The following is a 13,474-nucleotide window of genomic DNA, read 5'->3' on the forward strand; positions in this document are numbered from 1 at the left end:
AGGATTCCTCGACATGACAATCCTCACCGAAACCGAAGACGGTCCGCTGGTACTGAGCCCGGATCAGATCGAAGAACTCGGCAAGGCGCTCGACGAGCTCCGCGCCAGGACGGTCGCCGACCTCGGCGATCGCGATCGCGAATACCTCTACTCGATCATCAAGGCGCAGCGCGGTTTCGAGATCGCCGGCCGCGGCCTGATGTACCTCGGCTTCCTGCCGCCGGTCTGGCTGGCCGCGGTCGCCGCGCTGAGTGTGTCGAAGATCCTGGACAACATGGAGATCGGCCACAACGTCATGCACGGCCAGTACGACTGGATGCGCGAGCCCGGCCTGAATTCCCGGGTCTTCGAATGGGATACGGTCTGCCCGGCGGATCAGTGGAAGCACTCGCACAACTACATCCACCACACCTTCACCAACATCCACAACAAGGACCGCGACATCGGCTACTCCATCCTGCGGATGGACGAGAGCCAGTCCTGGAACGTCTTGCGGCTCGGCCAGCCGCTGTACGCCTTCGCGCTGATGATGCTGTTCGAGTGGGGCGTGATGGCACACGACCTGGAGGTCGAGAATGTCGTGCGCGGCAAGCGATCCTGGGCCGATATCAAGCGCACCGTGCTCGGCCAGGTGAAGAAGGCGGGCAAGCAGGCGCTCAAGGACTACGTGGTGTTCCCCGCGCTGACCGGCCCGCTGTTCCTCAGCACGCTCGCGGGCAACGCGACCGCGAACCTGGTCCGCAACGTGTGGGCCTACTCGATCATCTTCTGCGGTCACTTCCCCACCGGCGTACAGACGTTCACCGAAGCGGAGACCGAGAACGAGACCCGCGGCGAGTGGTACATCCGGCAGATGCTCGGCTCGGCCAACATCACCGGCGGCAAGCTGTTCCACATCATGTCCGGCAATTTGTCGCACCAGATCGAACACCACCTGTTCCCGGACATCCCGGCCGCGCGTTATCCGGAGATCGCGCCGGAGGTCCGCGCATTGTGTGAAAAGTACGGATTGCCGTACAACACGGGCTCGTTCAGCAAGCAGATCGGCTCGGTGTGGTTGAAGATTTGCAAGCTCGCGCTGCCGCCGAGCTTGGTCAAGAGCGATCCGACTCCCGGTGTTATCGTGATGCGTCAGCGAAAGGCAAGCGAAGTGGGCGTGTGAATGATCGGGAAATTCGAAAGCAACAAAGACCTCATTCAAGAATTGACATCCTCGGGCGCCAAGCACGTCGGCAATATCGCCGGCATCATCGCGGGCACCGTCGCGGAGGTCACCAAGGAGATCGGTGAGTGGTTCACCGACGCGATCGAGATGAAGGAGGCCGCCGAGGCCGCCCGGCGCGATGCCGAGGCCGGGCGCGATCTGGATCTGGATCTCGACGATGATCTCGAGCCGGCCCCGAAGCCGACGGCAGGCCCCTCGGCGTCGTTCGTCGACGCCGAGGTGGTCGAGCCGGGGGTGGACGAGACCCGCTGATCACCACACCGGCAGCCGGCGCCGGTGCTCGGTGACATCGGTGATCAGATCCCGATAGCCGTCGGTCAGTTCGGCGAGCCTGCACCACTGCAGGTGGGCTTCCCCGTCCACCTGCACCGGGTGCGTTCGCTGCTGCGGTGTTCTGCGCAGAGCGCGTTGTGCCGCAATCCATTTCGCCGCCAGTCGATCGATCACCGCGCCGAGCGTCTCGGTATGCAACGAGGCGCCGCCGCGGTGTTCGACATGGTCGGCCACCCAGGCGTCGATCCGTCCGACCAGCGCGGCCCGATCGCCGTCGATGTCCTCGACCAGCACGCTGCACGCCGCGACCCGGCCGTCCGGCGCGTCCGGCGCGTGCGCGGCCTCGATCGCCGTGCTCCTTCGCTCGTGGCATTCGACCAGCTGCCGTGCGGCACTGAGCACACTGTGCCGGTCGCGATTCGGGTCGTCGGGTTCGCGGAAGGCGCGCAAAAGCTCGGCAGGCGGGGGTAACTCTTCGGTTCCGTTACGGACGCGTGCGTATTCGGTCGGCATGTGCGTACACCCCTGCGGTAACGATTCAATTCTGGATGCGCCAGGGCCGAGGGGGATTTCGGGGAGGGGCACCCCTCGGCTCCGGCGCAGACCCGCACTCGGACGCCACCCCCCATAGTCCACCAGCACGGCAAAGTTACCGGGAAATCCGCGACGATGCGATGAGGAAGACGCCCCGAGAAATCGGGACTCTTTCAGGAAAGCGCGGCCACCGAACCGGCGCAATAGTATGGTGTACAAATCTGAAAGCCGCTGGTAAATCGTTATGCATCGTTACGGCGAGGTCACGTGCGTGCACCGTCGGCATTACCGGCAGTCCGGTTCCGGCGCACGGGCAGCTACCCGATCGGCGCGGCGGCTGCGCGGGGTCGTTCGATCGGCTAGCCTCGGTGTTCGTGCCCGCCTACGTGTCATCGCCCGAACTCACCTTCGGGTTCATGTTCGCGCTGGAAGACCCCGAGCGAATCGGAGAGGTCGTGCGCACGCTCATCGTTCGCAAGACCGTATCGGTCTTCCGCCTCGCCCGGCTGTCCGACGACGACGGACCACCGGAACGTTATGTGGTGAATTGGGCCGTCATACCGCAGATTTCGATCACCACCGAGGCGCCGGAGACCGATGAACTCCAGGCGCAGGGCATCATGCTGGTCAACGCGTTCCTTAGTGAGGATGGCGAAGTGAGCCTGTATTCGTCGCAGGGGACCGGTCCCGGCTAGGCGTCCCATTCCGGCACGCCGAACAGCGCCATGGTGATCTGGTACAGATGTGCACCGAGCGTCGGCAGTGCCTGTGCACCGGGGCCGTCCAGGCAATCGCGAATGCGGTCGTCCACCGCGCCGATGAGTGCGTCGAAGATGTCGGCCGGAATGTCGACCGGGATATCGCCCTCGCTGCGCCCGATCCGGAAGGCCGCGTGCATCCGGTGCGCGAGCAGCGTTTTCATCCGGCGGCGTTGCTCGGCGACGATCGGCCCGGCGACCAGGCATTCGATGTGCAGCGCCCGGGCGTAGATCCCGTTCTCCGACAGCACCTGGAGATAGGTCTCCAGCGTGGTGCGGATGAGCGCGCGCCATTCGGTGCGCGGGGTGGCTCGCACGCTGGTGTCGAGTTCGCCGAGCACCAGTTCGACGGCGGCCTCGAAGGCCTCGGCGAAGCAGTCGTCCCGGCCGCGGAACAACTGGTAGAAGGTGCGCCGCGAGACGTTCGCGCGGGCCACGATGTCGCCGACAGTTGTTTCGCCGTAACCCCTTTCGGCGACGGCCTCCAGCACCCCCAGGAACATCCGCATGCGCTGCGAATGGGCCACCGCCTCCGGCGTCATGCCGTGGGTGCCGCGTGGCAGACGGCCGCGGTCGACGCCGGCTTCTAATCCCATCTTCTGACAATAGTCGCTCGCCGAGCGTGATCGCGGTCATACTTGTCCATCCGATGTGGTCCCCGTTACTCTCACATCGAGCATGGGTACGCCAGTGTTTCTAAGTAGGTAGCAAGGGGCCGAGGTCGATGAGGACAGTTCGCCGCGCGTGGAGCAGGGTCGGGATCATGGCGATCGCGACCGCCATGACCGCAATGGGGGTGGTGCCGGGTCCGGCGACCGCCGAGTCGCCACCGGACGGCGGCGACCTGGGCAGGCAGTGGACCGCCGCCTATGACGGCCCGGCGAAGTACCCGGGGCCGGTGCACATCGACTTCGACGTGCCGATCACCATGAGCGACGGAACGGTGCTCAAGGCCAACGTCTATCGGCCGGTCGACGCCGCGGGCCGGATCGTGGACGAGCCGCTGCCCACCATCGTCAACCTGACCCCGTACACGAAGTTCGCGTCGCTGATCGCGGACCTCGCGCTGAACATCCCGGTCCTGTCGGACGCGCTGATCCAGCTGGTCAACCGGTTCGACTTCGGCGGAACGCCGTTCGACTCGATCACCGATCTGACCAAGGCGCTGGCCGGCGGCGCGCCGCGCGCGTTCGGCGCGGACCGCAAGCTGGTGCAGCACGGCTACACCTACATCGTGGCCGACGTGCGCGGCACCGGATATTCGCAGGGCGCCTGGCAGTTCTTCCAGAGCCGGGAGAACCAGGACACCCTGGAGCTGATCGACTGGGCGAGCAAGCAGCCGTGGTCGGACGGCAATATCGGCATGTCCGGCATTTCCTACTCCGGGATCAATCAATTCAAGGCGGCGGAGCAGAATCCGCCCGCGCTCAAGGCGATCTTTCCCATCGAAGGCAGCACCGACACGCTCACCGATGTCGCCTTCCCCGGCGGTGGACTCGGATTGTTCGGCCCGCTGTATATCGCCGGGGTCGACCTGATCTCGAATTTCCCGGACCCGGTCGGCATCGCGCTCGGCCACCTGGATTACCAATGGCTGCTGGACCGGGTGGCCACGCCGCTGGAATTCTTCGACTACATCCTGATGGCGTTGTCGCTCAACGTGGATTCGGTGCCGCAGCCGCTGAAGGACCAGTTGCTGCCCGGTAGCTCGCTGCGCTCGGCATTCACCGACGGCCATCCGGAACGGATCCAGGTGCCGACCTTCGCCTACGGCGGCTGGCAAGACATCTTCGCCGCGTCGAGTGCGCGCTCGTTCTCCGATATTCCGCTGCCGCCGGAGCGCAAGAAGCTCATCATGGGCGACACCTACCACTTCAATCCCGGTTCCGGTCTCGGCGATCCCGGCAAGCCGCCGCGCCTGGACGTGCTCCAGAAGGCCTGGTACGACAAGTGGCTCAAGGGCATCGACAACGGCATCGATGGGTACGGCCCGGTGGTGCTGTGGCAGCAGGGCGGCGGCTGGACCACCGCGTCGTCGTTCCAGCGTCCGGGCCTGGAATATCAGCGGATGTACCTGTCGCCCACCGTCAGTGGCACCGCGACCAGCGTCTACGACGGGTCGCTCAGCGCGGAAAACCCCGACGCCGCAGCGCAATTGACGGTCTCGCCGGTCGCCGGGCTCACCTCGCTGTGCTCTCGCGACGCGGCGGTCGAATCCGCCGGCGTCATCGGCCTGCTGAATTTCTGCGGCCGCGACGATCGCCTCCACGAACTCGGCGGCCTGACCTTCACCGGTGCGCCGGTCACCGAACCCACCGTGCTGTCCGGCCCGATCAACGTGCACCTCAACACGATGTACGACAACATCGAGGGCTACTGGGCCGTGACCGTGAACGATGTCGCGCCGAACGGGCAGTCGACCGTGCTGTCCAGCGGTCAGCTCGCCGCCTCGCTGCGCGCGGTAGACGAGGAGAAGAGCACCAGGGACGCCGACGGCGACTACACCCACACCGTGTACAAGCTGACCCTGGCCGACCGGCAGACCCTGGTGCCGGGGCAGCCGACCGTGCTCGACCTCGGGGTCAACCCGGTCGATGCCGTGCTCCAGCCGGGACATCGGTTGCGGGTCAACGTCTTTGCGAGCAACTTCCCGCGCGGCTTCCTGCCGCCGCCACTGCTGTTCGACGGCGGCATCCCGAACTCGGTTGCGCCGCAGCACCTCCTGCTCGACCCGGCGGCGCCGAGCTTCGTCAACCTGCCGCTGAGCCGGCCGCTGGGCTGACCGCGCGCCACGGCCCGGGACAGGTGCGGGCCGTGGCCGCGCCGATCGCGCGATTACGGCGGAGTTTGTGACCCGACCCGCCGGTGCGTTCCTATTCGTTGGCGTGTCGGTACCCGATCGTGGCGTTCCCGACCGCCGAATACGCGAGAATCACCCATATTCCGCACCTGGCTTGTGGCGTGGATCGAAAGGCACCGGAAAGGAGCGTCGATCATGGAACCCGAAAACCCGGTCAGCACCGCGAAACCGGCTTCTCCGGTCAATCCCGTTCGTGTCCGAGGCGATCTGGATCCCGGGTTGTCGCGATGGATGTGGCTGGTCAAGTGGCTGCTGGCGATTCCGCATTACATTGTGCTGTTCTTTCTGCACATCGCCTATTTCGTCCTCACGGTGGTCGCGTTCTTCGTGATTCTGTTCACCGGTAAATACCCGCGGGCGATGTTCGACTTCAATGTCGGGGTGATGCGCTGGACCTGGCGGGTCGAGTTCTACGCGCTGTCCGTGCTCGGCACCGACAAGTATCCGCCGTTCAGCCTGCAACCCAGCGCGGACTACCCGGCCGATCTCGAGGTCGACTATCCCGAACGACTGCATCGCGGCCTGGTGCTGATCAAGTGGTGGCTGCTGGTCATCCCGCACGGCCTGATCCTCGGCGCGCTGTTCGGCGGCGGCACGACGGTCGTCATGCACAGTGACGACGATTGGGCCAGCTGGGGAACGGTGCCGCTGATCTTCTTCCTGCTGCTGGTCGCGCTGATCGCCCTGTTGTTCACCGCGCGCTATCCGCAGGGGCTGTACGACTTCGTCGTCGGCATCAACCGGTGGAGCATCCGGGTGCAGGCCTACGCCACGCTGATGCGCGACGAGTACCCGCCGTTCCGGCTCGATCAGGGCGCCCGCGAGCCCGAAACTCGGTGAGTCACAGCGAGTCCGCCCGCTGACTCAGCGGGCGGACTCGTATATCCGGCGCACCACGTCCTCGATCTCGGGCTCCTCGATGGACAGATCGCGCACCTCGGCCCGATCGGAGACCAGCGCCAGCAGCTGTGCGGCCGTGGTCCGTTCCGGATCGAAGGCCAGCCGCTGCCGCATCCCGCCCGCCTCGGAGCTCAGCAGCCGCGCGCAGGGCAGATCGTCGATATCCGCGGCCGGTTCGGCCAGGTCGACCACCAGCACCCGCCGCGCGCCCACCGTGGCCGCGAGGCCGGTCAGCGACCCGTCGTAGACCAGCCTGCCGTGATCTACCACGAGCACACGGCCGCACAGCCTTTCGATGTCCCCCATGTCGTGTGTGGTGAGCAGCAGGGTGGTGCCGCGGTCCGCGCGTTCGGCGCGCAGGAACTCCCGCAACCGTTGCTTCGACAGCACGTCCAGGCCGATGGTCGGTTCGTCCAGGATCACCAGCTCGGGTGAATGCAGCAGCGCCGCAGCCACTTCCGCGCGCATGCGCTGCCCGAGCGAGAGCTGGCGCACCGGGGTGTCCAAGGTCTCGGCCATCTCCAGCTGCTCGATCAGCTCGTGCTTGCGTTTCCGTGCGACATCCGGATCCAGCCGGTGAATGGCCGCGAGGATGGAAAACGATTCGCGCAGCGGCAGATCCCACCACAGCTGGGAACGCTGCCCGAACACCACGCCGATCCGCGCGGCCAGCTCGCGCCGCTGCCGGACCGGTTCCAGCCCGCAGGTGCGCACGCGGCCCGAGGTCGGCACCAGGATGCCGGTGAGCATCTTGATCGTGGTCGACTTGCCCGCGCCGTTCGCGCCGATGTAGCCGACCGCCGCGCCGCGTTCGATCCGGAAGGACATCCGGTCCACCGCGGTCAGCGTCTCGCGACGTCGCCGCCAGTGCTTGCCGATCTTGCGCGACAGGGTGAATTGCCTGGTCAGGTCCTCGATGTCGATGATCGTGTCCGCCGAGCCGGATTCCGCCACGTTATCCGCCCCCTCCCTGATAGTGCCGAGTACCGAATCGCCAGAAGCTCAGCGCGAGCAGCCACACCCAGAGCGCCGCCAACGGGGTCAGCCAGGCCAGCCACGCGGGCAACAGCGCCGGGCCGGGCAGCCGCAGCAGCGCGATGGTCGGCAGGTACGCGGTGAAGCAGACCGGAATGGCGAAGCCGAACAACAACTTCAGCGGCGTCGGAAACACCGTGGCCGGTTGCACCGCGGCGAACGACCCACCGTAGGTGAAGCTGTTGGTGAGTTCCGCGCCGTCGATCAGGTAGAACTGCAATCCGGCCGCGCAGACGAAAACGCCGCCGAACAAGGCGATCCCGCCGATCAGGGTGAGCAGCACCAGCCCGAACGCGGCCGCGTTCCACTCGATGTCGTTGCGCAGGAACCCGAAACCGAGCACGACCAGCGCGACGGCCGCGCGGGCGAACCGGCGCAGCGAGATGTCGCTGGTGATCAGCTGGAGCAACAGGGGTTGCGGCCGTAGGTGATACGCGTCGAGCTGGCCCATCCGGATCAGCGTCGGCAACGTGTCCAGATGGCCGAACAGCACCTGCGCCAGCGCGAAGGTCGACTGCCCGAACCCGAACAGCAGCAGCGCGGCGTTCAGGTCAAGGCCGCCGAGCACCCGGACGTTGTGGAAGATCACCCACACCTCGGCGAACTCGACCAGCCCGATCAGGAACGCGCTGAAAACCTCGCTGACGAAGGACAATCGGTAGGTCTGCTGGGCGCGGATGCGCGAGCGCAGCACCGCGGCGTACGGGGTGAACCAGGTCCCGGCCGGCGAAACACCAGGCTCAACCACCCTGCACCTCCAGCTTGCGCCGGCCTGCCGCGAGCAGGATCCGGCCGAGCCCGCCGACCACCAGCACCCAGAACACCTGCACGGCAACCACGCCCACCGCCGCCGTTCCGGTGATCCGCCCGGACAGCACATCGATCGGGGATTGCAGGATCGAGGGGAACGGCGTCGCCTGCGCGATGGTGCGCAGCCAACCGGGAAACATGTGCACTGGCACAAAAAGTCCGGCGAGGAAGGTGCCGGTGACTTGGTACAGCACCCGTAGCCCGCGGGTCTCCACCACCCAGAAGCCGATCAGCGCGACGGCGAACAGGCAGAGGAACGAAATGGCCACGGCGAGCAGCACGCTCACCGCGCCGAGCAGGTAGGGCAGGGGAGTGCCGGGCAGGACCAGCCCGAAGGTGCACACGCCGATCAGCACGCTCGGTACCCCGCGCGGCAGTATCGTGCACGCGGCCCGGCCGAGATCGCCGGCCAGATAACCGAATTGGACGTCGACCGGGCGCAGGAAATCGATCGCGATGTCGCCGTTCTTCACCCGATCGGCCAGGTCCAGCGGCGGTCCCATGAATTGCATCGCGCCGAGCAGGCCCTGCGACAGCCACACGTACGCGCCGATGGACCCCTCGGTGTAGCCGCCGAAATCGCCGGTCGCCCGGACCGCGGCGAGCATCACCGCCGCCCGCACGAAGCCGAACACGCAGTTGGTGAACAGGCCGGCGAACATGGCCAGCTTGTACTGCGACTGCCGGCGGAAACCCGCGCGCACGAGGTGCGCGTACACCATCGAAGTGCGCCACGAATGCCTGGTCGCGACGAGCCTCGCCTCCCCGTTTGCTCTCCCGCGCACAAAGAGTCAAGCCTAATCCCCGCCGGCGGGCATGCGGAACCCCTCGTCGCGTTTTTTGGAAAAGTGCCTCGTAGCCCCCGCGTCAGTGTTAGAAACACAGTCACTTCAGATTGTGTGAGAAGGATCGCCGATGACCGCCGCCGGGATGACCATTTTCGAGGCACTCGAATCCACTGTGCGCGGCTACTGCCGGTGCTGGCCCACGGTGTTCGACACCGCGAGCGGCGCCTGGCTGCGCGACGAGCACGGCAGGGAGTACCTGGACTTCTTCGCCGGCGCGGGCGCGCTGAACTACGGGCACAACAATCCGGTGCTGAAACGGGCGCTGCTGGACTACATCGCCGGCGACGGCATCACGCACGGGCTGGACATGTCGACGGTGGCCAAGCGCGGGCTGCTGGAAGCGCTGCGCGACATCGTGTTCGGCCCGCGCGGGCTGGACTACAAGGTGCAGTTCCCCGGGCCGACCGGCGCCAACGCGGTGGAGGCCGCGCTCAAACTCGCGCGCAAGGTGACCGGGCGCGCACAGATCCTGAACTTCACCAACGCCTTCCACGGAATGTCGCTCGGCGCGCTGTCGGTCACCGGCAACGCCGCCAAGCGCGCGGGCGCGGGCGTGCCGCTGCCGCACACCACGCCGATGCCCTACGACGGATACCTCGACACGCCCGACGCGCTGGGCTGGATGCGGCGCGCGCTGGACGACCCCTCCTCCGGTCTGGACCGGCCGGCCGCGGTGATCGTGGAGACGGTGCAGGGCGAGGGCGGGGTCAACGTGGCGCGCGCGGAGTGGCTGCGGCAACTCGCCGAACTCTGCGCGGCGCGCGGCATTCTGCTGATCGTCGACGACGTGCAGATGGGTTGCGGCCGGACCGGTCCGTTCTTCTCCTTCGAGGCCGCGGACATCCGCCCGGACATCGTCACCCTGTCCAAGTCCATCGGCGGCTACGGCTTGCCCATGGCGCTGGTCCTGGTCAAACCCGAGCTGGACCAGTGGACGCCCGGCGAGCACAACGGCACCTTCCGCGGCAACAACGCGGCCTTCGTCACCGCGCGGGTCGCGTTGGAGCACTACTGGTCCGATCGGCGGCTCGAGCACGGCACGCGCGCGAACGGCGCACGGATCGAGCGGGATCTGACCGAGTTGGCCGCGACCGTGCCCGGCGCCAGGGTCCGTGGCCGCGGGCTGATCTACGGCCTGGCCTTCGACGAGGCCTCGCTGGCAGGCAAGGTCTGCCAGTCCGCGTTCGACCGCGGCCTGCTGGTGGAAACCTCCGGCGCGGTCGGCGAGGTGGTGAAACTGATGCCGCCGCTGACCATCACCGACGCCGAAATCGGCCACGGCCTCGGCCTGTTGGCCGACGCCGTCACCGAGGTCTGCCACTGAGGCGCCTCGCCAGCGCATGACATTGCGCGCGATGGTTGCCATACTCAGGCGGAACGGACTCGCGACGATCGGACGCAGGGTGTCCAGGTCGCGCAGTAGGCTTGTCTCGAATCATGTCGCGGTAGCGAAAGACTCGGAACCCGGGAGGGGAACGGTGGACACGCTGAAGCTGGATCCGGCGGCGGTGGCCGCTTACACCGCGATCGCGGACGCGGTCTCCCAACAGTTGGCCTCGGCCGCGGCGGTCGCCTCCGGGGCGGTGGATCAGGACCGACTGACCGCCGATCTCGGCTTGATCGGCGCGGATTTCGCGGCGCGATTCACCACGGCGGTGTCCGAACACGCCCAAGCGCTGTCCACCGCGGGACAACTCGTCGGCACCTACGGCGAAATCCTGCGCGGCTACAGCACGGACATGCAGGGTATCGATACCGAGACCGCAGGTGTGATCACCAAGACCGGAGAGGCCCTGACATGAGAACCCTTTCCGGACTACGCAGGCGATCGGCGTCCCCGGCCCGCACCGAGACCGCCGCCCCCGCCACGACCTATCTCGATCCGAACGTGGACCCGCCGATTGTCGCCGCCCTGGTGCGCCCGCTGCTGCAACTGCGCTCCACCCTCGGCACCGGTGTCGGCGTGCCGAACCAGACCGCGACCAGCGCGCTGTCCGCCGCGTCCACCCAGGCCGCCGACGTGGAGGGCCCGCACCGCGACGGCCTGCACGCGCTGGAATCGACCTGGACCTCGCGCGGCGCCGATGCCGCGGTGCCCGCGCTGCGCACCACGCAGACCGAGATCGGCGAGATCTCCGATCGCGGACCGGCTTACCTCAGCGTGCTCGGCGACGCGCACGCCACCAGCGCCAGGGCCGCGCGGACCGTGGACCAGATCATCGCCGACTTCCGCCGCGACGCGCGCGAGATCCTCGGCAACGCCACCGCGGCCCCGGACACCGACGCGGTGATCGCGCGCGCGACCCAGGCCCTGCGTGATGCCCTCACCACGGTGAACACCGCGCAGACCGAGATGGACGACCACAGCAGGCGACTGGATCAGATGGGGCCGCTGACGGTCACCCAGCCGTCCGGCGTCACCGCCGCGCAGCCGGGCAGCGGCCAGTTCGTCCCCGGCGGCACAGCGCAATTCAATCCCGGTGCCACGACCCCGAGCCAATACGTCCCCGGCACCACGGTTCCCGGTGTCGGTGCGAACGGGCAGCCGATCGATCCGGCCCTGGCCGCCCAGCTCCAGTTGCAGCAGCAGCTGATCTCCGCGGGCGTGCAGGTCGGCACCGCCGCCATCAACGCGGGCGTCGACATCGGCACGAACATCATCGACAAGATCGCCGGTGTCGGCACGCACATCATCGACAAGGTGGCCGAGGTCGGCACGCACGCCATCGACACGGTGGCGGCCGGCGCGGACAAGGCGGTGACCGAGGCGATCCGGCCGGGCAGCACCACCGGCGACCAGTCGAACGGCTCGGCCAACTCGGCCAACTCCGGCGGCTCGCCGAAGCTGTTCGACTTCGGCGCGGGCGCACGGCCGTCCACGCCCGCGCAGCCGACCGGTCCCGGCACGGTGATCCCGCCGTCGCAGCCCGGATCCACCGGAGGGCCCGCCCCGTCGGCACAGGTCACCGCGCCGCCGCCCGAGTCGAGGCCCGCCCCGGCGCCCGCTGCCGAGGCGCAGGCCCCGGCGGACGCCCCGTCGCGACCGGCCGTCCCGGACCAGCAGTCCCATCCGGGAACCAATGGGGGAGTGGCGATGCCACCGCCGCCGCGCGCCGAGGACCAGGAGCACAAGCCCAAGGAGGGTCAGCTCGGTGTCACCGTGCCGACCGCCGCCGTCGCGGTGACCCCAGTGCTCGGCGACTACGACGATGACACCCTCTGATCCGAACTCTGCGAGTCGGCCAGAGGGGCAGCGCAATCCGTTCGACACCGGGCTGCCCATGCTGCGCACACCCGTCGGCAAGGCGAAGAAGCGGCGACGGTCGTCCGGCCGCCGCGGACCGGTGCGTCGCCGAGAACCGGAGGTCGCCGTGTCCGACCCGCTCATCCCCGCCGATCCGGATCGACCGCGGCGCACCGGGGACTGGGAAGAATGGCTCAAACCGCAGCGGATGTCCGAGCCGCCGCTGGAACCGCAGATCGAGCACGATCGGCGCCGGATGCGCGCCACGGAATTCGACGCAGAGGGCTACACGGAGAACGTCGCCCCCGCCCCCGCGATCATCAACCGGTCCGGCATCCACCCCGGCGTCCCGCTGCGTCATCCGACCAAGCGGCGTGATCCGCAGCGCGGCAACAAGGTGCTCGCGGTCCTGATCGTGCTCGGCATCGGGATCGCGGTGGTCTCGATCCTGCTCGCCGCCGTGCACGGATTCGGCAAGGACAGCTCCTCCACCGCGGCGACCGCGACCGGCCTCACGCCCGCGACCGCTCCGGCCCGGAATTCGGCCGGAACCTCCGCCGCGACCACGACGGTGGCGCCCGCGCCCGCGTCGGCGATCGCGACTCAGGGCTGCGAGCAGAAGCGCACCCCGGACACGGTCTCCGGCACCGACCCCGGCGGCACCGCCAACGGCCCCGACGCCATCCTCGCCTTCGAATACGCCTACTACGTGGAACGTTCGGGCTATCGGGCGCGCGCGGTGGTCGCCGACAACGCGATCGTCTCGCCCGCCGAGCAGATCCAGCGCGGCATCAACCAGATCCCGGTCGGCACCCGCTACTGCGTGCAGATCACCCGGTCGCGCGACGGCGACGACGGGCTCGCGCACTGGGAAGTCCAACTCACCCAGCAGTATCCGGGCGAGCAGCCCAAGACGTTCACCCAGCTCATCACCACCCGCACCCTGGCATCGCGCACGCTGATCACCGCGATCGCCTCCGCCTGAGG

Annotated in this window: 14 protein-coding genes; 9 read left to right on the plus strand and 5 right to left on the minus strand. The window is 67.8% G+C overall.

Annotated features, from left to right (window positions below):
• Positions 1-13: 13 nt before the first annotated feature.
• Positions 14-1,162 carry a fatty acid desaturase family protein gene (locus tag ACFQ9K_RS20905; protein WP_378714592.1) on the plus strand — a complete coding sequence of 383 codons (1,149 nt, stop codon included), beginning with the start codon at positions 14-16 and terminating at the stop codon, positions 1,160-1,162.
• 42 nt (positions 1,163-1,204) lie between these two features.
• Positions 1,205-1,477 carry a hypothetical protein gene (locus ACFQ9K_RS20910; RefSeq protein WP_378714591.1) on the plus strand — a complete coding sequence of 91 codons (273 nt, stop codon included), beginning with the start codon at positions 1,205-1,207 and terminating at the stop codon, positions 1,475-1,477.
• On the opposite strand, the gene ACFQ9K_RS20915 is transcribed toward ACFQ9K_RS20910, so the two are convergent.
• Positions 1,478-2,011: a DUF4254 domain-containing protein gene (locus tag ACFQ9K_RS20915; RefSeq protein ID WP_378714589.1), complete on the minus strand. Its 534-nt coding sequence runs from the start codon at positions 2,009-2,011 to the stop codon at positions 1,478-1,480.
• Between the two features lie 437 nt (positions 2,012-2,448).
• Here ACFQ9K_RS20915 and ACFQ9K_RS20920 point away from each other — a divergent pair, with 437 nt between their 5' ends.
• On the plus strand, positions 2,449-2,727 hold the full coding sequence (locus tag ACFQ9K_RS20920) for a hypothetical protein (RefSeq protein ID WP_378714588.1): 279 nt from the start codon (positions 2,449-2,451) through the stop codon (positions 2,725-2,727).
• On the opposite strand, the gene ACFQ9K_RS20925 is transcribed toward ACFQ9K_RS20920, so the two are convergent.
• The gene (locus ACFQ9K_RS20925) at positions 2,724-3,386 is read right to left on the minus strand and encodes a TetR/AcrR family transcriptional regulator (protein ID WP_378714587.1); all 663 of its coding nucleotides are present in this window, start codon (positions 3,384-3,386) and stop codon (positions 2,724-2,726) included. The two genes, ACFQ9K_RS20920 and ACFQ9K_RS20925, sit on opposite strands and share 4 nt — an antisense overlap.
• Before the next feature lie 167 nt (positions 3,387-3,553).
• On the opposite strand from ACFQ9K_RS20925, the gene ACFQ9K_RS20930 reads away from it, so the two are divergent.
• Positions 3,554-5,572, plus strand: a complete 2,019-nt coding sequence (locus ACFQ9K_RS20930) for a CocE/NonD family hydrolase (protein WP_378714586.1) — start codon at positions 3,554-3,556, stop codon at positions 5,570-5,572.
• Between the two features lie 213 nt (positions 5,573-5,785).
• Positions 5,786-6,490 carry a DUF4389 domain-containing protein gene (locus ACFQ9K_RS20935; RefSeq protein ID WP_378714584.1) on the plus strand — a complete coding sequence of 235 codons (705 nt, stop codon included), beginning with the start codon at positions 5,786-5,788 and terminating at the stop codon, positions 6,488-6,490.
• 24 nt (positions 6,491-6,514) lie between these two features.
• Here the strand turns inward: ACFQ9K_RS20935 and ACFQ9K_RS20940 are convergent, their stop codons facing one another.
• Genes ACFQ9K_RS20940 through ACFQ9K_RS20950 form a run of 3 tightly spaced genes read right to left on the minus strand, consistent with a single transcriptional unit; the run spans position 6,515 to position 9,117 of the window.
• Complete coding sequence (locus ACFQ9K_RS20940) at positions 6,515-7,504, minus strand: ATP-binding cassette domain-containing protein (protein WP_378714582.1); 990 nt, start codon at positions 7,502-7,504, stop codon at positions 6,515-6,517.
• Position 7,505: 1 nt separating this feature from the next.
• Positions 7,506-8,333: an ABC transporter permease gene (locus ACFQ9K_RS20945; RefSeq protein WP_378714580.1), complete on the minus strand. Its 828-nt coding sequence runs from the start codon at positions 8,331-8,333 to the stop codon at positions 7,506-7,508.
• Complete coding sequence (locus ACFQ9K_RS20950) at positions 8,326-9,117, minus strand: ABC transporter permease (protein WP_378714579.1); 792 nt, start codon at positions 9,115-9,117, stop codon at positions 8,326-8,328. The genes ACFQ9K_RS20945 and ACFQ9K_RS20950 overlap by 8 nt, the downstream gene beginning before the upstream one ends.
• A 193-nt stretch (positions 9,118-9,310) precedes the next feature.
• Between ACFQ9K_RS20950 and ectB the strand changes: the two genes are divergently transcribed.
• From ectB to ACFQ9K_RS20970, 4 genes are all read left to right on the plus strand, one after another.
• Positions 9,311-10,567, plus strand: coding sequence for a diaminobutyrate--2-oxoglutarate transaminase (gene ectB / locus ACFQ9K_RS20955; RefSeq protein WP_378714577.1), 1,257 nt, complete (start codon positions 9,311-9,313; stop codon positions 10,565-10,567).
• Positions 10,568-10,721: 154 nt separating this feature from the next.
• Positions 10,722-11,045 carry a hypothetical protein gene (locus ACFQ9K_RS20960; RefSeq protein WP_378714576.1) on the plus strand — a complete coding sequence of 108 codons (324 nt, stop codon included), beginning with the start codon at positions 10,722-10,724 and terminating at the stop codon, positions 11,043-11,045.
• Positions 11,042-12,466, plus strand: a complete 1,425-nt coding sequence (locus ACFQ9K_RS20965) for a hypothetical protein (RefSeq protein ID WP_378714574.1) — start codon at positions 11,042-11,044, stop codon at positions 12,464-12,466. The genes ACFQ9K_RS20960 and ACFQ9K_RS20965 overlap by 4 nt, the downstream gene beginning before the upstream one ends.
• Positions 12,453-13,472 (plus strand): hypothetical protein, encoded by a 1,020-nt coding sequence (locus tag ACFQ9K_RS20970; protein ID WP_378714572.1) that lies wholly within the window; start codon positions 12,453-12,455, stop codon positions 13,470-13,472. Before ACFQ9K_RS20965 ends, ACFQ9K_RS20970 begins: the two co-directional genes overlap by 14 nt.
• Positions 13,473-13,474 lie beyond the last annotated feature (2 nt).

Origin of the sequence: Nocardia sp. NPDC056564 (assembly GCF_042793755.1) — a bacterium.
Classification (GTDB): Bacteria; Actinomycetota; Actinomycetes; order Mycobacteriales; family Mycobacteriaceae; genus Nocardia.